At 65.1% G+C, this 26175-nt stretch carries 24 protein-coding genes; 11 read left to right on the top strand and 13 right to left on the bottom strand.

What is annotated here, in order from left to right:
• Nucleotides 1-2: 2 nt before the first annotated feature.
• The gene (locus tag CH281_RS02670) at nt 3-1010 is read right to left on the bottom strand and encodes a 4-hydroxy-3-methylbut-2-enyl diphosphate reductase (protein ID WP_032375426.1); all 1008 of its coding nucleotides are present in this window, start codon (nt 1008-1010) and stop codon (nt 3-5) included.
• Between the two features lie 96 nt (nt 1011-1106).
• On the opposite strand from CH281_RS02670, the gene CH281_RS02665 reads away from it, so the two are divergent.
• The 3 genes from CH281_RS02665 to CH281_RS02655 are packed head-to-tail and all read left to right on the top strand — an operon-like array spanning nt 1107 to nt 3222.
• Nucleotides 1107-1724 carry a lipid droplet-associated protein gene (locus CH281_RS02665; protein ID WP_094692779.1) on the top strand — a complete coding sequence of 206 codons (618 nt, stop codon included), beginning with the start codon at nt 1107-1109 and terminating at the stop codon, nt 1722-1724.
• Entirely contained in the window at nt 1721-2983 is a 1263-nt protein-coding gene (gene xseA, locus CH281_RS02660; protein ID WP_094692777.1) for an exodeoxyribonuclease VII large subunit, read from the top strand. The genes CH281_RS02665 and xseA overlap by 4 nt, the downstream gene beginning before the upstream one ends.
• Before the next feature lie 14 nt (nt 2984-2997).
• On the top strand, nt 2998-3222 hold the full coding sequence (locus CH281_RS02655) for an exodeoxyribonuclease VII small subunit (RefSeq protein WP_027498133.1): 225 nt from the start codon (nt 2998-3000) through the stop codon (nt 3220-3222).
• Here the strand turns inward: CH281_RS02655 and CH281_RS02650 are convergent.
• Entirely contained in the window at nt 3219-3788 is a 570-nt protein-coding gene (locus CH281_RS02650; RefSeq protein WP_094692775.1) for a DUF4245 domain-containing protein, read from the bottom strand. The two genes, CH281_RS02655 and CH281_RS02650, sit on opposite strands and share 4 nt — an antisense overlap.
• A gap of 135 nt (nt 3789-3923) precedes the next feature.
• Here CH281_RS02650 and glpX point away from each other — a divergent pair, with 135 nt between their 5' ends.
• Together glpX and CH281_RS02640 are read left to right on the top strand one after the other, a co-directional pair.
• Complete coding sequence (gene glpX / locus CH281_RS02645; protein ID WP_027498135.1) at nt 3924-4964, top strand: class II fructose-bisphosphatase; 1041 nt, start codon at nt 3924-3926, stop codon at nt 4962-4964.
• A 32-nt stretch (nt 4965-4996) separates the two neighbouring features.
• Nucleotides 4997-6400 carry a class II fumarate hydratase gene (locus tag CH281_RS02640; protein ID WP_027498136.1) on the top strand — a complete coding sequence of 468 codons (1404 nt, stop codon included), beginning with the start codon at nt 4997-4999 and terminating at the stop codon, nt 6398-6400.
• Nucleotides 6401-6569: 169 nt separating this feature from the next.
• Here the strand turns inward: CH281_RS02640 and CH281_RS02635 are convergent, their stop codons facing one another.
• On the bottom strand, nt 6570-7427 hold the full coding sequence (locus CH281_RS02635; protein WP_032381336.1) for an acyl-ACP desaturase: 858 nt from the start codon (nt 7425-7427) through the stop codon (nt 6570-6572).
• Between the two features lie 129 nt (nt 7428-7556).
• Between CH281_RS02635 and CH281_RS02630 the strand changes: the two genes are divergently transcribed.
• Entirely contained in the window at nt 7557-9149 is a 1593-nt protein-coding gene (locus CH281_RS02630) for a serine hydrolase (protein WP_094692912.1), read from the top strand.
• A complete protein-coding gene (locus CH281_RS02625; RefSeq protein WP_032390546.1) occupies nt 9146-9553 on the top strand; it encodes a limonene-1,2-epoxide hydrolase family protein in 408 nt (135 codons plus the stop codon). Before CH281_RS02630 ends, CH281_RS02625 begins: the two co-directional genes overlap by 4 nt.
• Nucleotides 9554-9606: 53 nt before the next feature.
• Here the strand turns inward: CH281_RS02625 and CH281_RS02620 are convergent, their stop codons facing one another.
• From CH281_RS02620 to CH281_RS02610, 3 genes are all read right to left on the bottom strand, one after another.
• On the bottom strand, nt 9607-10932 hold the full coding sequence (locus tag CH281_RS02620; RefSeq protein WP_027498140.1) for a PhoH family protein: 1326 nt from the start codon (nt 10930-10932) through the stop codon (nt 9607-9609).
• 429 nt (nt 10933-11361) lie between these two features.
• The gene (gene glyA, locus CH281_RS02615; protein WP_094692773.1) at nt 11362-12645 is read right to left on the bottom strand and encodes a serine hydroxymethyltransferase; all 1284 of its coding nucleotides are present in this window, start codon (nt 12643-12645) and stop codon (nt 11362-11364) included.
• Nucleotides 12646-12708: 63 nt separating this feature from the next.
• Complete coding sequence (locus CH281_RS02610) at nt 12709-13905, bottom strand: hypothetical protein (protein WP_057472807.1); 1197 nt, start codon at nt 13903-13905, stop codon at nt 12709-12711.
• A 126-nt stretch (nt 13906-14031) separates the two neighbouring features.
• Between CH281_RS02610 and coaA the strand changes: the two genes are divergently transcribed.
• Nucleotides 14032-14964, top strand: a complete 933-nt coding sequence (gene coaA, locus CH281_RS02605; RefSeq protein ID WP_027498143.1) for a type I pantothenate kinase — start codon at nt 14032-14034, stop codon at nt 14962-14964.
• An 83-nt stretch (nt 14965-15047) separates the two neighbouring features.
• Here coaA and CH281_RS02600 read toward each other — a convergent pair whose 3' ends face one another.
• Nucleotides 15048-15830 carry an isoprenyl transferase gene (locus tag CH281_RS02600; protein ID WP_027498144.1) on the bottom strand — a complete coding sequence of 261 codons (783 nt, stop codon included), beginning with the start codon at nt 15828-15830 and terminating at the stop codon, nt 15048-15050.
• A gap of 133 nt (nt 15831-15963) precedes the next feature.
• Here CH281_RS02600 and trhA point away from each other — a divergent pair, with 133 nt between their 5' ends.
• Nucleotides 15964-16629, top strand: a complete 666-nt coding sequence (gene trhA / locus CH281_RS02595; RefSeq protein ID WP_032365322.1) for a PAQR family membrane homeostasis protein TrhA — start codon at nt 15964-15966, stop codon at nt 16627-16629.
• 38 nt (nt 16630-16667) lie between these two features.
• Here the strand turns inward: trhA and CH281_RS02590 are convergent, their stop codons facing one another.
• Genes CH281_RS02590 through mca form a run of 3 tightly spaced genes read right to left on the bottom strand, consistent with a single transcriptional unit; the run spans nt 16668 to nt 19857 of the window.
• Nucleotides 16668-18677, bottom strand: coding sequence for a thioredoxin domain-containing protein (locus tag CH281_RS02590; RefSeq protein ID WP_032365321.1), 2010 nt, complete (start codon nt 18675-18677; stop codon nt 16668-16670).
• The gene (locus CH281_RS02585) at nt 18677-18985 is read right to left on the bottom strand and encodes a hypothetical protein (RefSeq protein WP_052057007.1); all 309 of its coding nucleotides are present in this window, start codon (nt 18983-18985) and stop codon (nt 18677-18679) included. Before CH281_RS02585 ends, CH281_RS02590 begins: the two co-directional genes overlap by 1 nt.
• Entirely contained in the window at nt 18982-19857 is an 876-nt protein-coding gene (mca, locus tag CH281_RS02580; RefSeq protein ID WP_027498148.1) for a mycothiol conjugate amidase Mca, read from the bottom strand. Before mca ends, CH281_RS02585 begins: the two co-directional genes overlap by 4 nt.
• A gap of 103 nt (nt 19858-19960) precedes the next feature.
• On the opposite strand from mca, the gene CH281_RS02575 reads away from it, so the two are divergent.
• Nucleotides 19961-20401 (top strand): DUF4307 domain-containing protein, encoded by a 441-nt coding sequence (locus tag CH281_RS02575; RefSeq protein WP_032365320.1) that lies wholly within the window; start codon nt 19961-19963, stop codon nt 20399-20401.
• Between the two features lie 223 nt (nt 20402-20624).
• A complete protein-coding gene (gene greA, locus CH281_RS02570; protein ID WP_027498150.1) occupies nt 20625-21119 on the top strand; it encodes a transcription elongation factor GreA in 495 nt (164 codons plus the stop codon).
• A gap of 67 nt (nt 21120-21186) precedes the next feature.
• Here greA and CH281_RS02565 read toward each other — a convergent pair whose 3' ends face one another.
• Genes CH281_RS02565 through CH281_RS02555 form a run of 3 tightly spaced genes read right to left on the bottom strand, consistent with a single transcriptional unit; the run spans nt 21187 to nt 26133 of the window.
• Nucleotides 21187-21981 carry an ABC transporter permease gene (locus tag CH281_RS02565; protein ID WP_032365319.1) on the bottom strand — a complete coding sequence of 265 codons (795 nt, stop codon included), beginning with the start codon at nt 21979-21981 and terminating at the stop codon, nt 21187-21189.
• Nucleotides 21978-22946 (bottom strand): daunorubicin resistance protein DrrA family ABC transporter ATP-binding protein, encoded by a 969-nt coding sequence (locus CH281_RS02560; protein ID WP_027498152.1) that lies wholly within the window; start codon nt 22944-22946, stop codon nt 21978-21980. Before CH281_RS02560 ends, CH281_RS02565 begins: the two co-directional genes overlap by 4 nt.
• Nucleotides 22947-23001: 55 nt before the next feature.
• Nucleotides 23002-26133 (bottom strand): arabinosyltransferase domain-containing protein, encoded by a 3132-nt coding sequence (locus CH281_RS02555; RefSeq protein WP_032365318.1) that lies wholly within the window; start codon nt 26131-26133, stop codon nt 23002-23004.
• Nucleotides 26134-26175: the final 42 nt, after the last annotated feature.

Below are 26175 nucleotides of genomic sequence, written 5' to 3'. Positions count from 1 at the left end.
GGTCAGCGTGCGGGGCGCAGCTCGCGGGGCAAGGAGAAGACCAGGGTCTCGTTCGCGGTGGTGACGGGCTGCACGTCCGCGTATCCGTGCTCGGCGAACAGGTCGATGACGCCCTGAACCAGGATCTCCGGCACGGACGCTCCCGACGTGATGCCGATGGTCTCGACGCCGTCGAGCCACGCCAGGTCGATCTCTTTCGCGTAATCCACCAGGTAGCTGGCCCGTGCGCCGGCACCGAGGGCGACCTCGACCAGGCGCACCGAGTTCGACGAGTTCTTCGAGCCGACGACGATCACCAGATCGCACTCCGGTGCCATCGCCTTCACCGCGACCTGACGGTTCTGCGTGGCGTAGCAGATGTCGTCGCTCGGCGGATCCTGCAAGGTCGGGAACCGCTCCCGCAGCTTCGCGACCGTCAACATGGTCTCGTCGACGCTCAGCGTGGTCTGCGAAAGCCAGATGACCTTGTTCTCGTCGCGCACCGTGACGCTGTCCACCGACTCCGGGCCGTCCACGAGCTGGATGTGCTCGGGCGCCTCACCTGCGGTGCCCTCGACCTCCTCGTGGCCCTCGTGGCCGATGAGCAGAATGTCGTAGTCGTCTCGGGCGAACCGCTTGGCTTCCTGGTGCACCTTGGTCACCAGCGGGCAGGTCGCGTCGATCGTCCGCAGGTTCCGCTCAGCGGCAGAAGTGTGCACCGCAGGCGAGACACCGTGCGCCGAGAACACCAGCAGCGAACCCTCGGGCACCTCGTCGGTCTCCTCGACGAACACCGCACCGCGATCGGACAGCGTCTCGACCACGTGCTTGTTGTGCACGATCTCCTTGCGCACGTACACCGGCGCACCGTGCTGTTCAAGTGCCTTCTCGACGGTCTCGACGGCGCGATCCACGCCCGCGCAGTAGCCGCGCGGCTCGGCGAGAAGCACTCGCTTACCCCCGGCATGCGCGGTCGTGTGCGAGCCGGCGGAGTGTGCGATACCAAGATTCAAAGGAACGGCCGAAGACATACCTCCCAGGATACGTGTATCGCAGCAACCGGGTCATTCCGCAGGCCCTGGCCTGTCGGCTACCCAAAGACGACGACTTCGGGCAGTCTGGTGTGCATGACTCGACTCCCCTTTGCGGCGCGGGTGGCTGCAGGCGTCGCCGTGACCGTTGTGGAAGAGGCCCGCAAGCTTCCCGGTTCCGCGTTGATGTTGCCGATGACCGTCGTCAGCGAGGCGTTGGCGCGCGGCATGCGGCTGCAGCAGCAGGTGACAGCCCTCGCCATCAAGGGCGATCTGGTCATTTCGGCTCTGCCGGTGATCGGAACTCCGCGCGAGGAGCAGCCGTCGTGGGCGAGTTTCGACGAGGACGAGGACGACGCGTTCCCGACCAAGTCGAGGTTCGACTCCGCAGCAGTCACCGACGACGTCGATGTTCCCGACGCACCGGTGGCCGAGCCCATCGCCGCGAACGGACGATTCGCTCTGTACTCGACGCCTCCGCTGGACGAACCGGTACAGGACACGTCGGCGAAGCCCGCAGCAGCTGCGACGAAGCCCGAGATCGTCGAGATGATCGACTTCGACACTCTTGCCCTGGCTCAGTTGCGCGCACGGCTGCGCACGCTGTCCATCGAGGATCTGGAAACCCTGCTCGAGTACGAGAACGCGACGTCGGCTCGCGCACCGTTCCAGACCATGCTCGCCAACCGAATCACCACCGCCAAGGCGAAGTGAGCACTCCCCCCACTCAGTCCGGCCCCGCCCCATCCGGTGCGAGCACCGCCGAACAACCATGGCCGGTGCGCACCGTCGCGATGAAGGTCGCCGGGTGGATCGACAAACTCGGCAGCATCTGGGTCGAGGGTCAGCTGACGCAGATCAACGCCCGCCCCGGCACGCGCACGGCATTTCTGACTCTGCGTGATCCGTCGGCGGACATGTCGTTGTCGGTGACCTGCTCGCCGCAGCTGCTGGATCGTTCGCCCGTTCCGCTGACCGAGGGCGCGCGCGTCATCCTCTACGGCAAGCTGTCGTTCTTCACCGGCCGCGGCACCATTTCGCTGCGCGCCACCGATATTCGCGCTGTGGGTGTCGGCGAACTACTGGCCCGCATCGAACGGCTCCGGGCTCTGCTGGCGGCCGAAGGACTGTTCGACCCGCGACTCAAGCGTCCGCTGCCGTTCCTGCCCGGCACCATCGGGCTCATCACCGCTCGCGCCAGCGCAGCCGAGAAGGACGTCCTCACCGTCGCGCAGAGGCGTTGGCCCGCAGTGCGATTCGAGGTACGGAACACTCCGGTCCAGGGTCCACAAGCGGTGCCGGCAATCCTGGACGCGTTGAAGGATCTGAACGACGACCCGCGCGTCGACGTCATCGTTCTCGCCCGCGGCGGCGGTAGCGTCGAGGACCTGTTGCCGTTCTCCGACGAGGCACTGTGCCGGGCCATCTCACGGGCGACGACGCCGATCGTCAGCGCCATCGGACACGAACCCGACAGTCCCCTCAGCGATCACGTCGCCGACCTGCGCGCCGCCACCCCCACCGATGCCGCCAAGCTCGTGGTGCCCGACGCCGTCGCCGAACAAGCGTTGGTCGCGGAGCTGAAGGCCAGAAGCGCTGCAGCGCTCCGCAATTGGGTGGAACGGGAGGCGCGCGGGCTGGATATGCTGCGGCATCGACCCGTGTTGGCCGATCCGTTGGCGGCCCTCGAACAGCGTCGCGAGGAAGTTCGGCGACTCGCCGAGGCAGCTCGACGCGACGTGCAGCGCGAGCTGACCACCCAGGACACGCTCGTCGAACATCTGCGGGCGAGACTGTCGACGCTGGGGCCTGCTGCCACACTTGCCCGGGGCTATGCCGTCGTACAGCGGGTGGTGCCGGGTGCCGATCCCGAGGTACTGCGTTCGGTCGAGGACGCGCCGCCGGGTACACAGATCAGGGTGCGGGTGGCCGACGGTGCCGTCACCGCAGCAGTAATGGGCCGAGTGAAATGACAGAGGGAGATTCGATGAGCGAGAACGAAGACAAGCCGGTGTCCGAACTGGGCTACGAGGAAGCCCGCGACGAGCTGGTCGGCGTGGTGAAGATCCTCGAGCAGGGCGGGCTCGACCTCGACGCTTCCCTGGCCCTGTGGGAGCGCGGCGAACAATTGGCGACGCGCTGCGAAGAACAACTGGCGGGCGCACGCAAGCGCATCGAGACCGCGCTGGCGAGCACCGAGAACGACAGCTAGGGCGCGAGCGGTTCGGTGGCCTCGACCGCAGCCGCGAGAGTGGTGAATTCCTCGGTGTTCGCCGTGCCGCCCAACAGGATTCGCACGTCACTGAAGTCCGAGACCCAGTAGGTGCGCGAGCCTTCCTCGCCGTACACGACCCAGTCTCGACCCGAGACGTTCTGCGCGCCCGACGCGTACACCGTCTCCCCGGCCACGAACGGCACCACCAGTTCCTCGGACGCGGCCGTCTGAGTCAGTTGCAGGTACGCACCCGATCCGGTGATGTATCCGACAGTCGACGCCGCTCCACCGCTGTCACCGGAAATGGTCGCGCGGCTGCCCGAATTTGGCGTCCATTCCTCGGGAACGACCGGATTGCGCACCGGGAACCCTATTTCGGCCGCGTCGTACTGCAGTGCCGAGTTCACGTCGAAGTTGGGAATGGGTCCCTGCTTGGGTCCACCCGGGCTCAACGAGCACTGACTGGCCACGCCTGCGATCAACAAACACGCAATGACCAGCGGAATCAGCGACCAGACCATGTCGCGGTTGTTGTTGAGAATCCGAGGTTTGCTGTTTGCCACATCTCCAGTATCCCCTCTGTGCGGCAGTGCTCAGTCGGCGCGTACCTCACAGTCGACCCGACCCCACCGCGGGCATCACAGAAGTGAGATAATCCTGCCTGGGTAACACCCCACCAACCAGGAGGCTACAAACCGATGACGGCCAGCACCGAGTCCACTCGCGCCATGGCGCCAGATCGCAACCTCGCACTCGAACTCGTCCGCGTCACCGAGGCCGGTGCGCTCGCCTCGGGTCGCTGGGTCGGTCGGGGCGACAAGGAAGGTGGCGACGGAGCAGCCGTCGACGCGATGCGTCAGTTGGTCAGCTCGGTCTCCATGCGCGGCGTCGTCGTCATCGGCGAAGGCGAGAAGGACGAAGCGCCGATGCTCTACAACGGCGAGCAGGTCGGCAACGGAAACGGACCCGAGGTGGACTTCGCCGTCGACCCCGTCGACGGAACCACCCTGATGGCCAAGGGCATGCCCAACGCCATCTCGGTACTCGCCGTTGCCGAACGCGGCGCGATGTTCGACCCCTCGGCCGTGTTCTACATGGAGAAGATCGCCGTCGGACCCGATTACGCCGACGTCATCGACATCACCGTCCCCGTCGCCGAGAACATCGCCCGCATCGCCAAGATCAAGAAGGGTTCCGCCTCCGACGTCACGGTGTGCATCCTCGATCGCCCCCGGCATGCCGAACTGATCCAGCAGGTGCGCGACGCCGGATCACGCATCCGGTTGATCTCCGACGGTGACGTCGCCGGCGCCATCGCCGCCGCTCGTCCCGACTCCGGCACCGACATGCTCATCGGCACCGGCGGAACGCCCGAGGGCATCATCGCGGCCGCCGCGATGCGCTGCATGGACGGCGCGATCCTGGGCCGTCTGGCACCCACGGACGACACCGAGAAGCAGAAGGCCATCGACGCCGGCCACGACCTCGATCGCGTCCTCGACACCAAGGACCTCGTCTCGGGTGAGAACGTCTTCTTCACCGCCACCGGCGTCACCGACGGCGACCTGCTGCGCGGCGTCCGCTACGCGGGCGGCGGAGCACACACCCAGTCCATCGTCATGCGCTCCAAGTCCGGCACCGTGCGCATGATCGACGCCTACCACCGCCTCGAGAAGCTGCGCGAGTACTCCTCGGTGGACTTCGACGCCGACGAATCCGGCCAGGCACCGTCCTTCTGATCCCCGAAACCACGACTGGCAAAGTAAGGCTCATGACGCAGACAGACGAACAGCAGTTCCGGATCGAACACGACACCATGGGAGAGGTTCGCGTCCCCATCGACGCACTCTGGCGTGCCCAGACGCAGCGTGCGGTGGAGAACTTCCCCATCTCGGGCCGCCCGCTCGAGCGCACCCAGATCCGCGCGATGGGCCTGCTCAAGGCAGCCTGCGCGCAGGTCAACAAGGATCTCGGTCTGCTCGACGGCGCATTGGCCGACGCGATCATCGCGGCAGCCAACGAGATCGCCGAGGGCAAGCACGACGATCAGTTCCCGATCGACGTCTTCCAGACCGGCTCGGGCACCAGCTCCAACATGAACGCCAACGAGGTCATCGCGTCGATCGCCAAGGCCAACGGCGTCGAGGTGCACCCCAACGACCACGTGAACATGTCGCAGTCCTCCAACGACACGTTCCCGACGGCCACGCACGTCGCCGCTACCGAAGCAGCCGTCACCTCCCTGGTGCCCGCGCTGCGGCACCTGCACGAGGCTCTGGTGACCAAGGCCACCGAGTGGAAGCACGTCGTGAAGTCCGGACGCACCCACCTGATGGATGCCGTCCCCGTCACTCTCGGTCAGGAATTCGGCGGCTACGCCCGGCAGATCGAGGCCGGCATCGAGCGCGTCGAAGCCACCCTGCCGCGTCTGGGTGAACTGCCCATCGGCGGCACCGCCGTCGGCACCGGCCTCAACGCACCCGACGGCTTCGGCCCGAAAGTTGTTGCTGCTCTGGTGAAGTCGACGGGCATCGACGCCCTCACCGCTGCCAAGGATTCGTTCGAGGCGCAGGCCGCTCGCGACGGACTGGTCGAGGCATCCGGCGCACTGCGCACCATCGCAGTGTCACTGACCAAGATCGCCAACGACATTCGCTGGATGGGATCGGGGCCGCTCACCGGACTCGGCGAGATCGCACTCCCCGACCTGCAGCCCGGCAGCTCGATCATGCCCGGCAAGGTGAATCCCGTTCTGCCCGAGGCTGTCACGCAGGTCGCCGCGCAGGTCATCGGTAACGACGCGGCAGTGGCCTTCGGCGGCGCATCGGGTGCCTTCGAGCTCAACGTCTACATCCCGATGATGGCCCGCAACGTTCTCGAATCCTTCAAGTTGCTCGCCAACGTCTCGGTGCTGTTCGCCGACAAGTGCGTCGTCGGCCTCGAAGCCAATGTCGAGCACCTCAAGACCCTCGCCGAGTCCTCGCCGTCCATCGTGACGCCGCTGAACTCCGCAATCGGCTACGAGGAAGCGGCCGCAGTCGCCAAGCAGGCCCTGAAGGAAAAGAAGACAATCCGTCAGACCGTCATCGACCGCGGACTGATCGGCGACAAGCTCAGCGAAGCAGAACTGGACAAGCGCCTCGACGTCCTGGCCATGGCTAAGGTCAAGGACTAGTTTCGCTGCTCTACCCGCAGGACCCGCAGGACCCGCAGGACCCGCAGGACCCGCTGCACCCCTGAACGCGCCCGCCCCCGGTTGGATCAATGTGGGTTTCAGTCACTCTGACTGCAACAAAGTCGCATTGATCCGACCGGGGGCGGGTCGCTTTCGAAAGGGGCGAACCTCAGGCCAGGTGCGCGAGTTCTTCGCGTGCCTTCAGGCCGTCCTCACCCAGATCGGTGCGGTCGAAGATCTTCCAGCCTGCGAGCAACGGCTTGAACACCTTGTCGCGTTCCTGGTCGGCGTCGTAGATGCCGGCTTCGGCGAGGGCGGCGATGCTGCTGCCGCGGTCCGGAAGCTCGATCTCGGGGATCTTGAAGCCGTTGATACGGTCGGCCACTGCGCGCGCAGCCTGATCGGGTACGACAGCGAATGCCTCGTCGAGGATGCTGGCGAAGAATGCCGACTGCAGCTCGTCGTCGTCGGCGATTCTGCCGAGGATGGTGGCCAGCACCGGATCCTTGCCCAAAGCGATGGTGTTGCGGTTACGCAGGGCGGCGGCAGCTTCTTCGATGGCGAAGTGCGCCAGGATGTCGAGCAGCCGCTGGCTGGGCGCGTCGAATCCGAGGGTCATGTGTTCCATCCGGACTCGCTCGAGGGCGACCGGATCGACAGCGCGGGTGAGCACCAGGAAGTTGCGCAGCACGATCGACTGTCGGTTCTCTTCCGACGTCCAGCGGCCCGTCCACTTCCACCAGGCACCGAGGCCGGTGAGGGCGTGGGCCAGTTCCCGGTGGTAGGCGGGGAGGTTGTCGGCCACCAATACGCCCACCGTGGCGGACAGAATTTCGACGTCGCTCAGGTGCGACTGCTCGGGAGACCAATCCTCGCCGCCGAGGAACGCGAAGTTCTTGCCGTCGTCGAACGGCGCGAGCTCATGGGGGTGCCAATCACTCGCTGCCTCGATATGGCGTCGTAGATTCTCTTCGACCGCGGGCTCCAAACGGACCAGCAGATCACCGTCGGACAGGTTCGTAGACATGCGGTAACCGTAGCGCCTTCCGCCGAGCGTCCGACGTCGCGCCCCTGACCTCTGTGAATTCTCCTAACGCCAGGTCGTTGCGGGTCTATCCTCAGGTGCATCCAGTCATCGACGTGAGGACTCCTCATGATGCGGTCGGGTCGGAATTTTCTGTGTCTTTCTGTTGTGTGCTCTCTGGTTCTGTTGGCCGGGTGCTCCGAAGACGCACCCACCGCAGACAGTCCACCGGCGTCCGAGCCGGTGCCGACCGAGGATCTGTCCCCCGGCCAGGTTGCCGGCGTCGACGTTCCGGCCGGTCGCGTCGACGATGCGGTCGGCCAGCTCGACGGTATCGCCGACGAGCTGATGGCGTCGTCGAACATTCCGGGTATGGCCATTGCCGTCGTGCACGGTTCGGACGTCGTCTACTCGAAAGGCTTCGGCGTGCGCCAAACGGGGAAGGACGACCCGATCGACGGCGACACCGTGTTCCAGCTGGCCTCGCTGTCCAAGTCGGTAGGTGCGACGGTGGTCGCGTCACAGGTGGGAGCGGGTGTGATCGACTGGTCGACGCCGGTGGTCTCCGAGCTGCCGTGGTTTGCGCTGGACGATCCGTGGGTGACTCAGAACATCACGGTCGGCGACTTCTACGCGCATCGAAGCGGACTCCCAGAGCACGAGGGCGATCTACTCGAAGACCTCGGCTACGACCGGAGACAGATCCTCGAGCGCCTTCGGGAGGTGCCCCTCGATCCGTTCCGTTCCACTTATCACTACACCAACTTCGGGATCACAGCCGCGGCCGAGGCCGTCGCTGCCGCGTCGGGCAAGGACTGGGACACCCTCAGCGAGGACACGATTTACGGTCCACTCGGCATGACCTCGACCAGCTCGTCGTTCTCCGACTACATCGGCCGCGCCGACCGAGCGGTACCTCACGTCCTCGTGGACGGCGAGTATCAGGCCCGATACCAACGCGAACCCGATCCGCAGACGCCGGCCGGTGGCGTCAGCTCCTCGGTGAACGATCTCGGCAGGTGGCTGACGATGCTCATCGCCGACGGCACCCACGACGGGAACCAGATCGTCGATCCCGAGGCCCTCCTTCCTGCCATCAGCGCGCAGATCGTCTCGAGCCCGTCGACGACGGCGGATTCGCGCGCGGGCTACTACGGGTACGGATTCAACGTCTCCACCAGTGCAGCCGGCCGCACGACCGTCAGCCATTCCGGAGCGTTCGCGCTCGGGGCGGGCACGAACTTTCTCTGGATCCCGTCGCTCGACGTCGCCATCGTCGTACTGACCAACGCCGCGCCACTCGGCATCGCAGAAACGGTCACGGCCGAATTCGCCGACCTCGTGCAGTTCGGCGAGGTACGCGAGGACTGGCGAACGCTGTACAAGAATGCCTTCGCCGGTATGAGCGAGCCGGAGGGCGAGCTCGCGGGGAAGACCGCTCCGACGAATGCCGCTGCGCCACAACCGCTCACGTCGTACACCGGGTTGTACCAGAACGCCTACTGGGGGCCGGCCACCGTCGCGGAGATCGACGGGAGGCTGGTGTTGACCCTCGGACCGAACTCGACTTCCTACGAGTTGTCGCACTGGGACGGTGATACCTTCGCGTTCGAGCCGACCGGTGAGAACGCACCGGACGGAACGATTTCTCAGGCGACATTCGAGGGGAACACGGTCACACTCGAGTTCTTCGACGGCGATGGATTAGGACGGTTCACCAAGTGACTGATACCCGACAAGCAACCGACAGCGTTCAAAACCTGTTCGACGCGTTGAGGCTTCGCGAGACCGATCGCGCGCTGGCGCTTCTCGACGAGAAGATCGTGTGGCACAACGTCGGGCTTCCCAAGGTGCGCGGAATCTCCAACGTAGGCAGATTTCTGACGCTGCTGGCCAAGCCGGGTTACGGTTTCGACGTCGTCGTGCACAACATCGCGGCCGACGGAGATGTCGTGCTCACCGAGCGCACCGACGTCCTGATCTGGCGTCGGCTCCGCGTCGAGTTCTGGGTGTGCGGAACATTCGAGCTGCGCGACGGCAAAGTAGCTGTGTGGCGCGACTATTTCGACAACGTCGATTTCCTCAAAGGCGTTGTGCGAGGAGTACTACGGGCTGCGGTGGGCCGGTGACCCATGTGAGTGGAACTTCGTAGCAGGCTACGAAGTTCCACTCACGAGGGGCGTCAGGCCCCTGACGGACCGAATTCCTCGAGCATTTCGGTCACCAGTGCAGCGATCGGTGAACGCTCACTGCGAGTGAGGGTGATGTGCGCGAAAAGCGGGTGCCCCTTGAGCTTTTCGATGACGGCAGCGACGCCGTCGTGTCGTCCGACCCGGAGGTTGTCTCGTTGCGCGACGTCGTGAGTGAGCACGACGCGTGAGCCCGACCCCAGTCGTGACAGGACCGTGAGCAGCACATTGCGCTCGAGTGACTGTGCCTCGTCGACGATGACGAACGAATCGTGGAGCGAGCGACCGCGAATGTGCGTCAGCGGCAACACTTCCAGCATTCCGCGGGCGATGACTTCCTCCATGACCTCCGGGCTGGCGAGCCCTTCGAGGGTGTCGAAGACAGCCTGGCCCCACGGGCCCATCTTCTCACTTTCACTGCCGGGGAGGTAGCCGAGTTCCTGCCCACCGACGGCGTAAAGAGGCCGGAAGACAACAACTTTCCGGTGTGAGCGACGTTCGAGGACGGCCTCGAGTCCGGCAGTGAGAGCCAGTGCGGACTTACCGGTGCCGGCCTTGCCGCCGAGCGAGACGATGCCGATGCTCTCGTCGAGCAGAAGATCGAGCGCCACACGTTGTTCCGCCGAACGACCGTGCAGGCCGAACGCCTCACGCTCGCCGCGCACGAGCTGAAGCTGCTTGTCGGGCGTGACGCGCCCCAGCGCACTCTGCCGTCCGGCAAGCAGTCGAACTCCGGTGTGACACGGCAGGTCTCGGGCCTCGACGAGATCGATGACACCGTCGTTGAACAGGGTGTCCACGGCATCGGAGGGCACCTCGAGCTCCGTCATACCGGTCCATCCGGACGGCACGACGTCGTGAGCGTGGTACTCGTCGGCGGGGAGCCCGACAGCACCGGCCTTGACGCGCAGCGGGATATCCTTGCTGACCAACACCACATCTTTACCCTCGGCCGCCAGATTCAGGGCGCAGGCGAGGATTCGAGAATCGTTGGAGTCGGTACGGAATCCGACGGGAAGCACCGACGGATCGGTGTGATTGAGCTCGACTTGCAATGTGCCGCCGGATGTTCCGATGGGGACCGGCTGATCGAGTCGGCCGAATTCTACGCGAAGGTCGTCGAGCATGCGCAAGGATTCCCGCGCGAACCATCCCAGTTCGTGATGGTGGCGTTTGCCCTCCAACTCGCTGATCACGATCAACGGAAGTACCACATTGTGCTCGGCGAACCGGATGACTGCCCACGGATCCGACAGCAGGACCGAGGTATCGAGCACGAATGTCCGAAGAGGGGCGGAAACGGAGCGTGAAGTGGTCACGTGGGGCTCCTACGTTTGCGCGGCACCGCGCAAACTCTGTCGCTCGGCCGGTCGGGTCCGATGTGTCAGGTGACACGAGGACCGGGTACCGGCCCTCTCGCGCTCACTAGCTCAGTCACGTATCAGAACCTCCCGCACAGGCAGCTTCCCCGCTGCCTGTTACTGCCGACGGTACCGCCGAAACTACTTGGGGGCGCGCTGGAAGTCTGGCGTGTCGGTGAACAACGCGTTACGGCCGATTCTCCCCAGGTCGGCGGGACGTTCGGTGCCGAGACCGCCCTCCCCCGTCGGATCAATGTGGCTTTGTTGCACTCAGATCGACTGATAGCCACATTGATCCGACCGGGGGCCAGCGTGAAAGAACCACTGCAGACGTCTGAACGCTGCAATGGTCCATTGACGCGACCGGGGTGGGCAGGAAAGCCAGGGTCAGCCCAGCAATCCCCAGTCTTCGAGGCCCTCGTACAGCGGCTTGCTCTGTGCCAGTTTCGCGACGCGTTCTTTGAGGGCGTCGGTGGCCTGACCGGTGGCCAGGGCGGTTGCGATGATGTCGGCGACCTCGGTGAACTCGGCTTCGCCGAATCCGCGGGTGGCGAGTGCGCCGGTGCCGATGCGCAGGCCGGAGGTGACCATGGGCGGGCGTGGGTCGAAGGGCACGGCATTGCGGTTGACGGTGATGCCGACCTCGTGCAGGAGGTCTTCTGCCTGCTGGCCGTCGAGCTCGGAGTTGCGGAGGTCGACGAGGACGAGGTGCACGTCGGTGCCGCCGGTGAGGACGGAGACGCCCTTGTCGGCGACGTCGGCGCCGGTGAGCCGCTCGGCGAGCAGCGACGCGCCGAGGAGGGTGCGTTCCTGACGTTCCTTGAACTCGGGCGTCGCAGCGATCTTGAAGGCGACGGCCTTCGCGGCGATGGCGTGCATCAGCGGCCCACCCTGCTGGCCGGGGAACACGGCGGAGTTGAGCTTCTTGGCCCATTCCTTCTTGGCGAGGATGATGCCGGAGCGCGGTCCGCCGAGGGTCTTGTGCACCGTCGAGGACACGACGTCTGCGTAAGGCACGGGTGAGGGGTGCACGCCTGCGGCGACGAGTCCGGCGAAGTGCGCCATGTCGACCCAGAGCAGTGCGCCCACTTCGTCGGCGATGGAACGGAACGCAGCGAAGTCCTGGTGGCGCGGGTAGGCCGACCAGCCGGCGATCAGCACCTGGGGCTTGGCGGCGATGGCCTGCTTGCGCACCTCGTCCATGTCGATGCGGTGATCTTCTTTCGACACCCCGTAGGACTCGACCTCGTAGAGCTTGCCCGAGAAGTTGAGCTTCATGCCGTGGGTGAGGTGGCCGCCGTGGGCCAGGTCGAGGCCCATGATCTTGTCGCCCGGGTTGATCAGTGCCATCAGTACCGCGGCGTTGGCCTGCGCACCGGCGTGCGGCTGCACGTTGGCGAACTCTGCACCGAAGAGTTCCTTGGCGCGATTGCGGGCGAGGTCCTCGACGATGTCGACGTGCTCGCAGCCGCCGTAGTAGCGGCGTCCGGGGTAGCCCTCGGCGTACTTGTTGGTCAGGACGCTGCCCTGGGCCTGCAGAACCGCGCGGGGCACGAAGTTCTCCGAGGCGATCATCTCGAGGGTGTCGCGCTGACGTCCCAGTTCACCTGCCATCGCCGCGGCGACCTCGGGATCGAGCTCGGCCAGTGACAGGTTGTTGACGTCAGTCATAACAGGAGTCTCCAAGGGACAGCAGAGTAAGGGGGCATCAATAAACAACGGACCTGGGCCAGTTTACGAGACGCGTACTGCGCCCGGTGTCAGTGGCTCGTCGAGCAGTCTGCCGAACAGCTGTGCCCGCTCACTGGCGGTCTCACCCTGGTCCAACCAGCCGGCGAGAAGCTTGTAGCCCTCGACGTAGGTGCTGATGTACGCCCGCCACAGCGGCGAGGACAGAAAGCGCAGACTGTGCCGTGCGCGCTGCGGCGAGGCAAGCGACCATCGCTCCAGGTAGGCGGCCACATCGTCCTCGCTCTTGTGCTGATCGTGCAGCAACAGCGCGGCGTCCTGGCGAACCCCCAGCAGTTGGCTCGACGCCGCCGAGAGTCGCTCGGCCTTGTCGCCGTCGAATCGCAGTCCGAGGTCGGCGTAGATTTCTTGCGCCCACGCGCCCCAGCCTTCGCCGACGATCGCCCCGAGAGCGTGGTCGGCGAGCCCCTCGGCCATCAGGCACTGCGGGGTGTTGACCACGAACAATGTCTGCTCGAGTTGTCCTGCACCGACGAGCCCCGTCTCCTTGCGGCAGTGCTCGGTGTGGTGGCCGGGGTAGGACTCGTGCGCGATCAGGTGGGGCAGGTTGGCCATCTGCTGTTCGATGTCTGAGTTGATCGCGACGGTGGACTGAAAGTTGCCGAGGTAGTAGTTGAAGCCGGACCACGGCTTGTCGCCGACTACCTCGTACGTCACCTTCTCGTTCTCGGGCAACGAGTATTCGGCGCGGACACGGTCGCGCAGCGCGGACGAGAACGCCTCGACGCAGTCCTGCAGTCGATCCGCTGGAATGACGTCGGCGCGGCGGTGGGCGATCAACCGTTCGCTCAGCGAGCCGGGTCCGGGGAGCACCTCGTCCATCTTGCGATGCGCCTGCAGGTACTGGTCCTGATCCCCCGGTGCGATTCGAACGTCGAAGTAGGCGTGGACCTCGTCGACGAAGCCGATGTTCTCGCCTGCGAACTTGCGCGCGGAGCATTCCAACGCCCGCAGGTGGACGTCGAGAAACGTCCGGCGTTCCGCTGTCAGTTCGACGTTGCCGAGCTCGGCGCGCAGTGTCTGCGCTCGACGGACGAGCTCACGCGGCTCCGGCACCGGGGCGTTCTCGGTGATTCGACGCAGTTCGGGATCACCGGTGTACGCGTCGACGAAACCGTCTTCGAGTCGGTCGAAACTCAGGCCCAGCAACAGGTATTCGCGAACCAGGGAAGCAGCATCCATATCCGAACCCTAGTACGGCGAACGACCCCGCCCGTGCGCGGTGGACAGGCACCGAGCACAATCTGGAACCATGCGACTCGCGCCCGACAGGAGCACCGCCGAATCCTCAGCAGCTCCGATGCTCAGGTGGCGTGCGTGAGCGAGTCCAGTCCGTACGTCGAGTTCGACCGTGTGCAGTGGCGCACGCTGCGTCAATCCACACCGCTGGTACTCACCGAGGAAGAACTGGTCGGCCTGCGCGGTCTCGGTGAGCAGATCGATCTGGACGAGGTGGCCGAGGTCTATCTGCCGCTGGCCCGGCTGATTCATCTCCAGGTGGCCGCGCGCCAGCGGTTGTTCGCGGCAACGGCCACGTTCCTCGGTGAGAAACATCCCGATCGACAGGTTCCGTTCGTCATCGGCGTAGCGGGCAGCGTCGCGGTCGGTAAATCCACCACTGCCCGTGTGCTGCAAGCACTCCTGGCCCGGTGGGATCACCATCCCCGCGTGGACCTCGTCACCACGGACGGTTTCCTGTATCCGACGGCCGAGCTCATGCGCCGAGGGATCCTGCACCGCAAGGGCTTTCCCGAAAGTTACGACCGACGCAAGCTGCTCAGGTTCGTCACCGAGGTCAAGTCCGGAACCGAAGAGGTGGGCGCGCCGGTCTATTCGCACGTGTCGTACGACATCGTCAAAGGCCAGTACCACATGGTTCGCCAGCCCGACATCCTGATCGTGGAGGGGCTCAACGTACTCCAGACCGGACCTCGGCTGATGGTCTCGGATCTGTTCGACTTCTCGATCTACGTCGACGCTCGCATCGAGGACATCGAGAGCTGGTACGTCAAACGATTCCTGGCGCTACGCAAGACCTCGTTCACCGACCCGTCCTCGCATTTCCATCACTACGCAGGACTGTCCGACGATCACGCGCAGATCGCGGCCGAGGACCTGTGGCATTCGATCAACCTGCCGAACCTGGTGGAGAACATTCTTCCGACTCGTCCGCGAGCAACCATGGTGCTGCGCAAGGACAACGACCACGCGATCAACCGGCTGCGCCTGCGAAAGTTGTAGGTCCAGGTCGTGAGTGGAAGTTCGTAGCAGGCTACGAGCAGGAGTGGAGCCCGCGGAATGACCAGACGGTCCAGCCGCGCACGTCAGATACCGAACCGACGGTGTCGTGCGGCGAAATCACGGAGTGCGCGCAAGAAGTCGACGCGGCGAAATTCCGGCCAATAGGCCTCGGTGAACCAGATCTCCGAATATGCGCTCTGCCACAGCAGGAAACCGGACAGGCGTTGCTCTCCCGAGGTGCGGATGACGAGATCCGGATCGGGTTGACCCGAGGTGTACAGGTGACTGTCGATACCGTCGACGTTGATCGAGGCCACCAACTCGTCCCCGGTGATGCCCTCGGCGATTTTCTCGGTGACCAGCGACTGCACGGCGTCGGCGATTTCCTGACGGCCGCCGTATCCGACGGCGACATTGACGTGCGTTCCGGTTCGGCCCTCGGTGCGCGCAGCCGCCTCTTTGAGCCGGCGTGAGGTCGATGCAGGCAGCAGATCGAGAGTGCCGACGAGTTTGACGCCCCAGTTCATCTCGGGTCCGCAGATCTCCTCGACGACGTCGGTGATGATGTCGAGCAGCGAATCGAGTTCGTCGGCGTCCCGTCGAAGGTTTTCGGTCGAGAGCAGATAGATGGTGGCCATCTCGATTCCGGCAGCGTCGCACCAGCCGAGCATCTCGGCGATCTTGAGCGCCCCCATGCGGTGGCCGTGCGCGACGTCGGTGAACCCGTTCTCCCGTGCCCACCGCCGGTTGCCGTCACACATCACCGCGACGTGCCGCGGGTGCTGCACACCCTCGAGCTGACTCAACAAACGCCGCTCGTACACGTTGTAGAGAACGCCGCGCACCTTCTGCGGAATGATCACCACTACTTCGTCACCGCTGCTCTCATCACCACGGAGGATCACCTTACGCCGACGTCTTCGAGCGGGCGGCCGGTACAGTAGCGTCCGAACCTACGGTTGCGTAGGTTCACTACGGCGGAACGGGAGGTCATCTTTCATGACGATGTTCGGACTGGACGAGATACCCGTCAAACCACGCATGCGTGGCTGGATTCACCTGTACGCCTTCGGCGTCGCGGTGGTGTGCGCGATCACCCTCGTCACCATGGCGTTCAGCCTGGTGTCGGTCAGCGCAGGCATCGCGACGGGCATCTATTCGATCACCGTGTGCGGGGTGTTCGGCGTCAGCGCCACCTATCACCGCGTGCACTGGAAGACCACCGCGTCGCAGATCTGGATGAAACGCGCCGACCACTCCATGATCTTCCTGTTCATCGCCGGTAGCTACACCCCGTTCGCCGTACTGGGTCTGCCGGCCGCGACGGGACGAACTCTGTTGATCGTCGTGTGGATCGGAGCGATCTGCGGGGTGGCTCTGAAGATGCTGTGGCCCACCGCTCCCCGCTGGGTCGGGGTACCGCTGTATCTCGTGCTCGGCTGGGCCATCGTGCCGGTCGCTCCCACCCTGATCGAGCACGTCGGCTTCGCACCGTTCCTGCTGCTGTTGGTCGGCGGCATCTTCTACAGCGTCGGGGCGATCCTCTACGCCACCAAGTGGCCGAATCCGTGGCCCACGACATTCGGCCATCACGAATTCTTCCACGCAGCAACGGTGTTGGCGGCAATCTGCCACCTCGTGGCAGTGTGGCTCGTCCTGTTCTGACGACGCGTCGGACGGCTCGGAACACCGCGTCGGCGACGTCACTTCCGCAGTGCCGCCGCCAGATCCTCGACCGACGTCACAGGCCGGTCACACACGAATCCGCGACACACGTACGCCGTTTCCTGCCCGTCGACGGGCGGTCGGCCCGTCAGCAGCGCAGACGAGTCGGCCGAGCCTGCGACCACCACGGAACCTCCGGGTGCCAGCGACCGCGCGGCGGCGAGCAACTCACCGCCCGGTGCGAGCGACACGGCGATCTGAATCGGGCCGCGCACCGACGCCTCGGCCACGGCCAGCCAGTGACCACCCGACCTCGGGGCGCGTTCGAGGATGGCCGCCGCTCGTACGAGCGAGGCAGCGGCCAGTTCGGCGTACCGTGCGGACGATTCGTGATCGACGAGTGCGGCGGCGGTGAGCAGCGCCTCGGCCATCGTCGACGCTCCCGACGGAGTCGCACCGTCGATCGGATCCCGCGGCCGGGTCACCAGGGTCTCGGCATCGTCGGCCGTGTCGAACCAGCTGCCGGCGTCGTCGGGATCGGCGAAGTGTTCGATCGCAGCGTCGAGGATCGTCGTCATCCGCCGGGTCCAGACGGCGTCGCCGGTGGCCTGGAACAGTGTGGCAGCGGCCACGGCGAGGCAGGCGTAGTCCTCGAGCACTCCGGTGGCCTCACCCACTGCGCTACCGAGGGACGCCCGCCGGACACGTCCCGATTCGACGTGAGTGGCGAACAGTTGCTCGCCGCATTCGACGGCCGCGTCGACCCAGGTCGGTTCGTTCGCGCCGGTTCCGGCCTCTGCCAACGCGGTGATGGCCAGTGCGTTCCACGCGGTGACCACCTTGTCGTCTCGACCGGGTTGCGGCCGCGACGCTCGAGCCGCCGACAACGCGTTCCGGATGCGGGCGAACCGGTCGTAGTCCTCGGGCTCGGCGGGCAGTTGCAGCACCGACATACCGGCCTCGAACGTGCCGGCGGAATTCACCGCGAACAGACCCGCAGCCCATACACCGTCTTCGAAACCGAGGGTGTCGACCAGCTGCTCCGGCGTCCACACGTAGGTCAGACCCTCGACTCCTTCGGTGTCGGCATCGAGCGCCGACGCGAAACAGCCGTTGGCCGTGCGCAATTCACCGAGCATGAATCCCGCGGTATCGGACGCCACCCGACGCACCAGCCGATCGTCGTCCACCCGGGCGGCGTGCGCGTAGAACCGCAGCAGCAGCGCATTGTCGTAGAGCATCTTCTCGAAGTGCGGAACGATCCATTCGGCGTCGACCGAATACCGCGCGAAGCCGCCGGCAAGTTGGTCGTACATGCCTCCGCGCGCCATCGCCGACGCGGTACGTCGAACCACGTCGAGCACCTCACCGTTGCCGGTGCGCTCGTAGTGCCGGAGCAGACCCTCCAGCAGTGCACCCGGTGGAAACTTCGGTGCCCGGCCGAAGCCGCCGTACGTGGTGTCCTCGTCGGCGCAGACCGCCGCGACGGACGCGGCCAGAAAATCGGCGTCCATCGGTCGTCCGCCGGCCGGAATACCGGAACTCTGTTTGCGCAGTTCGGTGACGATGGCCGCGGACGCGTCGAACACCTCCTGTCGCCGGGTGGACCAGGTGTCGGCGATTGCGGTCAGTAATTGTTCGAAGGAGGGCATCCCCTGGCGCGGGGCCGGTGGGTAGTACGTCCCGCAGTAGAAAGGTTCGGTCTCGGGTGTGAGGAAACAGGTCATCGGCCAACCGCCCTGACCGGTCATCGCGACAGTGGCGTTCATGTACACCGCATCGAGGTCGGGGCGTTCTTCCCGATCGACCTTGATGCATACGAAGTGCTCGTTCATCAGGGCCGCGGTGGCCTCGTCCTCGAACGATTCGTGTGCCATGACATGACACCAGTGGCACGCCGAGTACCCGATGGACAACAGGATCGGGACGTCGCGATCACGCGCGGACTGCAGTGCCTGCGGTCCCCACTGCTGCCAGTGCACCGGATTGTCGGCGTGCTGACGCAGATACGGACTGGTGGATTCGCCCAGCGTGTTCGCGTCGAGCATCAGGGTTCGTCGGAGACAGCTGGTTTGTCGGAGACAGCGGGTTTGTCGGATACAGCGGGTTTCGGACGGCTGGTGTCCGGTTGTGGGCTCGGCGTGATGCCCCCACGATCGGTGCCCTCGTCGAGCGCCTGATCCAGCGTGGGATCTTCTTTCTCGAACGTCGCGGGCAGACGCTTGATCTTCTTGTTCATGGACCAGATCAGCAGCGCCGTTCCGACCAGCAACGCCACGAGGATCACCAGACCGATCGGCGACGACTTGCCGAACTCGGGCCCCGTGGGCTGCTGGGCGAGGATCGACACGATCATTGTTCGGTCTCTTCTATTCCCGCGAACAGGTCGGTCTCGGGCAGTGACGTGGTCACGCGGGTGCGGGCGAGCTCGAACTCCTCGGTGGGCCACAACTTGCGTTGGACGTCCACCGGCACCGCGAAGAACGCTCCGTTGGGATCGATCTGCGTCGCATGGGCTCGCAGTGCGTCGTCGCGCTGCTCGAACCAGGTGCCCACGTCGACCTGCGTGGTGATGCGCTCCATGATCTCGTCGCGCTGACCGTCCCACCGCTTCAGCCAGTCGACGAACGGGCTTTCCTCGCCGCGGTCGATAAACCAGTCGTGGAAGAGCTGCATGCGCTTACGCAGGAAACCGTGCGAGTAGTAGAGCTTGAGCGGAGTCCACGGCTCACCCGCATCGGGGAAACGCTCGGGATCGCCCGCGGCTTCCCACGCGGCCATCGAGACCTCGTGGCAGCGGATGTGATCGGGATGCGGGTAGCCGCCGCGTTCGTCATAGGTGGTGATGACGTGGGGCTTGAAGTCTCGAACCACCTTCACCAACGCCTCGGTGGACACCTCCAACGGCACCAGCGCGAAACAGCCCTCGGGCAGCGGCGGCAGCGGATCGCCCTCGGGGAGTCCCGAGTCCTCGAATCCGAGCCACGTCTGCTGTACCCCGAGGATGCGCGCCGCCTCGGCCATCTCCTCGCGTCGAACCTCCCGGATGCGTTGGTGGACGCCCGGAATGTCCATCGCCGGATTGAGGATGTCCCCTCGCTCGCCGCCGGTGAGCGTGACGACCAGAACGTCGTGCCCTTCGGCCGCATAGCGGGCCGTGGTCGCAGCACCTTTGCTGGACTCGTCGTCGGGATGGGCATGCACTGCCATGAGCCGCAGTCCGGACACGTTCTTCCTCACCTCGGATTCGCCTTGTTCTTGCCTGCCCTATAGTTCCACCTGACGCCGACATGCCCCCAGCGGCACCCCCGATTTCACTCCGAGAGCTGACATGACCAACGCACTTCCCGCAGGTAGATACCCGTCGGGTTCCGGTCCGAGCGGCATTCGGCAAGCTCCGAAACGTGCGACGAAGATCGCACTGGCGGCACTGGTCCTGCTGGTCGGGCTCGGCGTGGCCTACTACGCGTACACGAAATTCTCGGTCAAGCCCGTCGAAGGCAGCCAGCTTTCGTTCGACATCGTCGACGAGAGCACGATGTCGATCCGATTCAGCGTCACCCGAGAGAACCCGGAGCAGCCGGCGGTGTGCATCGTCCGCGCTCGTTCTCGCGACGGTTCCGAGACGGGACGGCGCGAGGTGTACATCCCACCGGAGTCCTCCTCGACCACGGTGGAGCTCACCACCGACGTGACCACGTCGTCCCCACCCGCCGTCGGAGACGTGTACGGCTGCAGCCTCGATGTTCCCGAGTATTTACGAGCCCGATAGGCGAAGAGCCTGTTCGTGGTAAGCTCGGGTCGTACACGGCTGCCGCACAGGTGCCGTGTATTGCTGCATTGCGGGCAGGGTTACCTGCGTCAACGATGTCGACGGCTCCAGGATGCGGGCCGACCAAGGGGATCCATCCATTGGAGTCCCCTCTTCGTTGCGTGCCCTACCGCCTAGAAACCGGAATCGAACTCGAGATTCCGACTACGAGGGAGTGATCGAGATGACCGAGACCCAGGTGACCTGGCTTACCCAGGAATCACACGACAGGCTCAAGAGCGAACTCGACCAGCTCATTTCCAATCGCCCCGTCATCGCCGCCGAGATCAACGAGCGTCGCGAAGAGGGCGATCTGAAGGAGAACGGCGGCTACCACGCTGCGCGCGAGGAGCAGGGCCAGCAGGAAGCACGCATTCGTCAGCTGCAGGAACTGCTCAACAACGCGAAGGTCGGCGAGGCGCCCACCCAGTCGGGCGTGGCTCTGCCCGGATCCGTCGTCAAGGTCTACTACGACGGCGACGAGTCCGACACCGAGACCTTCCTGATCGCCACCCGCGAAGAGGGTGCCCGCGACAGCAAGCTCGAGGTGTACTCCCCCGCGTCCCCGCTGGGTGGATCGCTCATCGACGCGAAGGTCGGCGACACCCGCGAGTACACCCTGCCCAACGGCAAGACCATGAAGGTCACGCTGGTCAGCGCAGAGCCGTACCACACCTGATTCGAGCCTTTTCTCGAACAACACCCCCGGTCGCTCAGCGTCCGGGGGTGTTGTCGTTTCGGAAATCTCAGGCAGTCATCGTCTTCTGGTACTTACGGACCGACAGCGGCACGAACACCACGAGCATCACCACGACCCAGATCAACGTGTACAGCACCGGGTTCTGCAACGGCCACACCTCGGGCGGTGGGGCCATCGGATTGGTGTTGCCGAACTGCTCACGCACCGCCAGGGTCACCGACGAGATGGGGTTCCATTCCGCGATGGTCTTGAGCACGCTCGGGAAGTTGTCGATCGGCACGAAGGTGTTCGCGATGAACGTGAGCGGGAAGATCACGATGAACGACGCGTTGTTGAAAATCTCCGGGGAGCGCACGATCAGTCCCACCAGCGCCATCACCCACGAAATCGAGTACGCGAACAACAGCAACAGCACGTAACCGAGCAGAGCCTCGAAGAACGACGACGTGATGCGCCAGCCCACGATGAGTCCGGTGATGGACATGATCGTGATGGTGACGACGTTGTTGCCGACGTCGGCGGCCGTCCGCCCGATGACGACGGCAGATCGCGCCATCGGCAGCGACCGGAAGCGATCCATGACGCCCTTCTGCAGATCCTCGGCCAGTGAGGATCCGGTGATGGACGCACCGAAAATCATCGTCTGGACGAAGATGCCGCCCATCAGGAAGCTCTTGTAGTCGATGCCGGGTACGTCGATGGCACTGCCGAAGACATAGGCGAACAACAGCACGAACATGATCGGTGACAGCGTTGCGAAGAACAGCAGATCGGGAACTCGCTTGAGCTTGATCAGGTTTCGCTTGGTGATGATCGCCGAATCCAGGAGAACGTTGCTCATTTCTCTTCCTCCGCAGCCTCGGGCTCGCCGGTGGTCTGACCGGTCAGAGACAGGAACACATCGTCGAGGTTCGGCCGTCGCAGACCGACGTCGACCACCCCGATTCCCGCAGCTTCCAGACGACTCAACGCCGTGGACAGATCCTTCGATCCACCGTTGACCGGCATGACGATCCGTCCCACCTGTTCGTCCAGGGTGGGCGGCTCGACGCCGATCGGGGTCAGGATCTCCTTGGCGCGATCGGCCTGAGATCGGTCCGTGAGTACGAATTCGATTCGCTCGCCGCCCGTTTGGGCCTTCAGCTCGTCGGCGGTGCCGCGCGCGATGATCTTGCCCTTGTTGAGGACGATGATCGAATCGGCGAGCCGGTCCGCCTCCTCGAGGTACTGCGTCGTCAACAGGATCGTCGTTCCGTCACGGACGAGATCTGCGATGAACTCCCACATCGTGATTCGGCTGCGCGGGTCGAGACCGGTGGTGGGTTCGTCGAGGAACACCACCCGTGGCCTGCCGATCAGACTGGCCGCGATGTCGAGTCGGCGACGCATACCTCCGGAGTACTGCTTGGCGGTGCGGTCGCGTGCATATTCGAGGTCGAATCTGCTCAGCAGCTCGTCGGCGCGTTTCCTCGCTTCGGCCTTGCGCAGCCCGAACAGTCTGCCGACCATCTCCAGATTCTCGTACCCGGTCAGATACTCGTCGACAGCCGCGAACTGGCCCGTCAGGCCGATCGTCCCCCGAACCTCGTTGGCTTGCTTCGCTACATCGAGCCCGAACACCCGCGCCGAACCGGACGTTGCCTGCAGCAGAGTGGCCAGGATCCGCACCGCCGTCGTCTTGCCCGCACCGTTGGGGCCGAGCACACCGAGTACCGTGCCCTCGGGCACCGTGAAATCGATCCCGTCGAGCGCGACGTTCTTCCCGTACCGAAGTACCAGGTTCTCTACTTCTATAGCGTTCGCCATGGCCCTCTCCCCGTTTCTTCCACTGTCGGTATAAGGACTTCCGAACGCGTAGAGATTAACCGGTTTTGATGGGACCGGGCGTCCACAGGCCGGAACGCTGGATCTCGGTTGCTGTGATCTTCGCCGGCTCAGCCGATCGGTCGTACGGTGTGTACTGCTCGATCGATCCCCAGTCGCGATCCCAGTCCCCGTCCAGGTACGACGGGATGGTGCGGGCCGAGGCAACGACATCGATCCATCCGAGCGGGCCGCCGCCGAAATGGTCCTGCCATGCGTTGGTGATGACGGCACCGCTGCGGTCCGGCAACACCCGGTACTGCGGAACTTCGGCAACCCCGAGTCGGTGATCGAATGGATGCTGACACGGAAAGTTGAAGCCCACCTCCCAGTCCAACAGCACCGGATTCTCGCGCCCGACCACCTCGTTCAACGTCTGGGTACGCGGCACCCGCGGCGGGGTGACCGCGAGCCACTGGTCGGGGTCGCGGTCGGTGTCACTCAATACCAAACGAATCATGTTGCTGCCGGCGGGAATCAGGTCCATCGGCACCCGCAGGTTGCGCCACGACGGCGTCGGGCCGATGTCGATGGGCGTCACCCGCCCCTGCGCCCGGCCGTCCACTCCGTACTCGAGTTCGAGGTTCTGGCCGTAGGTGACGATGCCGTCGGAGTTAACCGAGCGGATGCGTCCGGCCGCGGCGATCGAGACGAGCTGACCGGGGTCGGCGGGCAGCGCGTACCAGCCGGTGGTCAGGGTGGCGGGAGTGTCCGATCCGAACGACCCCAGTACCGGCACGGTCGCAGGGTCGAGGCCGTACGGCAGTGCACTGCCCCCGGTTCCGGCTCCGGTGGTCGACGTCGGCTGTTGCTGATCCTCGGTGTCGACGGTGTTCGAGGTGCCCGACGCCGAGGATTCCTTGTCTGCGGTGAGGTCCCGCGCAACCCCGTCCAGGGTGAAACCGTCGTTCTCGGCCCCGAGAGCGGCGACGGCGTCGCCGCTGACCGGTTGCAGCACATCGGCATTGGGGTTCGTCTCGAGCAGCACGTCGTTCGCAAGTCCACACGTGTTGCCGGCCAGCGCCGACAGGTTCGATTTCGCGACCGAGTACGACGGCCACTGCGCCACCGCGCCCTTGGCCATCGATGCCACGGCCAGCAGCACCATCAGACCTGCGGCCACGGCGATCGGCGGGACCGACCACCATCGCGCCATCGGCTTGTCGGCGCGGACGTACGGCGCACGCAGATGGAACCACACAGCGGCGAGCAACAGCAGTACCGTCAGGCCGAGGAACATCGTCGAGATGCCGAGACCGGCCACCAGAATCGGCTTGTCCCAGAACGGAACTCCCCACGCCGAGACGTACCAGTAGCCGTTGGTTCCGGTGAAGGCGACCGCCGTCAGGAACGACACGGCCGCTGCGAACAGCAACCGGTTGCGCCGCGAACGGAGCACCGCTGCGCCGGTTGCCACGGCGGCGAGCACCGCAACCGAGGCCGCGAGCCCGGCGAACACGCCGAAGTGATGCGTCCATTTGGTGGGGGTGATCATCATCAATGCCATGGCCCCGACGGTGATGCCGACGATGCGTCGAGCGGGCCCGGTGGCGGTGCCGGGAATCTTGCCGCCCTTGCGCAGCATCGCGATCACCACCGCGATCAGCGAGACGACCATGACGAACACCCCGAACCGACGCGCCAGCGAGCCGTCGATGTCCATGTTCATCAGCCACTGGTAGCGCAGGTACTCCTCGAACCACGCCTGGCTCGGCCCGGCCGCAGTGTGCACCCGCTGCATCTCGAGCATGCCGGCCACGGTCTGATTCCCGAACGCGAAGACGAGTACCACGGTGCCCGACGCCACCAGCGGGGCGAGCAGTGTTACCGCGCCGAGTGTCGTGGTGCCGAACGCGCGGGCGCGGGCGACGACGATCTGAATCACCGGCCGGGCGCCGGCAATCAGTGGCGCGAAACAGATGAAGCCCGACGGTGCGCACGTGACCGTCAACGCGGCGATCAGAATCGCCGCTGCCGCAGGCAGCAGTCGCCGTGTCGCGATGGACCGCTCCACCGAACACCACGTCAACAACACGCCCAGAGCCACGAACGGCTCCGGGCGCAGACCGTTGTTGTACGGCAACCAGAACGCCAGCATCACCAGCCCGCCGGTCCACAAGGCAGTTTTCGACGCGCGGGCAGCGGCACCGAACCGCGGGATCACCTCACGACTGAGGACGAGCCAGACGACGACGCCGCAGATCAGCGTCGGGATCCGCATCCACACACTGGCCGACGAGACGTGCGAGAGGAGGGTGAACATGTCGTACAACGGTGTGCCGAACGGTGTTTCGGGCACCCCGAAGTAACGGAAGTAGTTGGCCATGTACCCGGCGTGATCGGCCGTGCGTGCCATGCCCAGTTGATAGCCGTCGTCGGAGGTGTTCGCGCCGATGACGTGCCACACCAGCAGAGTCCCGATCACCACCGCGTCGGCCGGCCCGAAGCTCCACCAGCGACGCGGCAGGAACCGGCGGGCGCGACGGCCGTCGGACAGATCGAGGCGGTGCAGGGCCACCAGCGATATTCCCGTGGCGAGCACTCCGACGATCATCGCGAACCACTTCAGCGCGCTGGGCGTGGAAGAAAACCTACTGTCCAGCTCGGCCTGCAGCTGCAGACCGGGAACGTTGCCCTGCAGATCACTGAACACTCCGACCAGCTGGGGCCGCACGTCGCCCTCACGGGAGACGGTGTCGTCACCGGTCAGTCCGACAGTGGTCGCGGTGCCGTTCGAGGTGATCGTCAGCAAGCAGTCGCCCGCAGTCGATGGGCTCAGTTCCGCGACCGGCTTCTCGAGCAGGACCGAATCGCGCAGCGTCACCTTCAGTTGCGACGTCTCGCCGCCGGTCACCTCGGCGACGAGACCGTAGCGATAGGCGTCGGGCGATCCCTTGGGCGAGGTGGACAGCAACAGGCCGCCGTCGGAGAGATCAGCCGCGGCCGCACACGGGACGGTCGCGTCGACGCTGATCGGGGTGTAACCGACGAGCGGAGCCTCGACATTGCCGACGGTCTCGCTCTGCGGCCAGGTCAACGACGACTGTTGTTGTTCGATCGGCAACAGCGGTATCGAGATCGTCAGCAGGATTCCCACCAGTGCGGAAACGATCGCGACGAGCCGTGCCATGCAAACTTCTCCCACCGATGTCCTGGTCCAGGTCGCTGATCA

This window comes from Rhodococcus sp. 06-221-2 (assembly GCF_002258365.1).
Taxonomy (GTDB): Bacteria; Actinomycetota; Actinomycetes; order Mycobacteriales; family Mycobacteriaceae; genus Rhodococcoides; species Rhodococcoides fascians.
The sequence above is the reverse complement of the archived record's forward strand: the minus strand, read 5'-3'. Positions and strand labels throughout refer to the sequence as shown.

Excerpts from the sequence above, each read along its gene's own strand:
- CH281_RS02670 (WP_032375426.1), bottom strand. The coding sequence starts at position 1,010 with ATGTCTTCGGCCGTTCCTTTGAATCTTGGTATCGCACACTCCGCCGGC.
- CH281_RS02665 (WP_094692779.1), top strand. The coding sequence starts at position 1,107 with ATGACTCGACTCCCCTTTGCGGCGCGGGTGGCTGCAGGCGTCGCCGTG.
- CH281_RS02655 (WP_027498133.1), top strand. The coding sequence starts at position 2,998 with ATGAGCGAGAACGAAGACAAGCCGGTGTCCGAACTGGGCTACGAGGAA.
- glpX (WP_027498135.1), top strand. The coding sequence starts at position 3,924 with ATGACGGCCAGCACCGAGTCCACTCGCGCCATGGCGCCAGATCGCAAC.
- CH281_RS02640 (WP_027498136.1), top strand. The coding sequence starts at position 4,997 with ATGACGCAGACAGACGAACAGCAGTTCCGGATCGAACACGACACCATG.
- CH281_RS02635 (WP_032381336.1), bottom strand. The coding sequence starts at position 7,427 with ATGTCTACGAACCTGTCCGACGGTGATCTGCTGGTCCGTTTGGAGCCC.
- CH281_RS02630 (WP_094692912.1), top strand. The coding sequence starts at position 7,557 with ATGCGGTCGGGTCGGAATTTTCTGTGTCTTTCTGTTGTGTGCTCTCTG.
- glyA (WP_094692773.1), bottom strand. The coding sequence starts at position 12,645 with ATGACTGACGTCAACAACCTGTCACTGGCCGAGCTCGATCCCGAGGTC.
- CH281_RS02610 (WP_057472807.1), bottom strand. The coding sequence starts at position 13,905 with ATGGATGCTGCTTCCCTGGTTCGCGAATACCTGTTGCTGGGCCTGAGT.
- trhA (WP_032365322.1), top strand. The coding sequence starts at position 15,964 with ATGACGATGTTCGGACTGGACGAGATACCCGTCAAACCACGCATGCGT.
- CH281_RS02590 (WP_032365321.1), bottom strand. The coding sequence starts at position 18,677 with ATGCTCGACGCGAACACGCTGGGCGAATCCACCAGTCCGTATCTGCGT.
- CH281_RS02585 (WP_052057007.1), bottom strand. The coding sequence starts at position 18,985 with ATGATCGTGTCGATCCTCGCCCAGCAGCCCACGGGGCCCGAGTTCGGC.
- CH281_RS02575 (WP_032365320.1), top strand. The coding sequence starts at position 19,961 with ATGACCAACGCACTTCCCGCAGGTAGATACCCGTCGGGTTCCGGTCCG.
- greA (WP_027498150.1), top strand. The coding sequence starts at position 20,625 with ATGACCGAGACCCAGGTGACCTGGCTTACCCAGGAATCACACGACAGG.
- CH281_RS02565 (WP_032365319.1), bottom strand. The coding sequence starts at position 21,981 with ATGAGCAACGTTCTCCTGGATTCGGCGATCATCACCAAGCGAAACCTG.
- CH281_RS02560 (WP_027498152.1), bottom strand. The coding sequence starts at position 22,946 with ATGGCGAACGCTATAGAAGTAGAGAACCTGGTACTTCGGTACGGGAAG.
- CH281_RS02555 (WP_032365318.1), bottom strand. The coding sequence starts at position 26,133 with ATGGCACGGCTCGTCGCGATCGTTTCCGCACTGGTGGGAATCCTGCTG.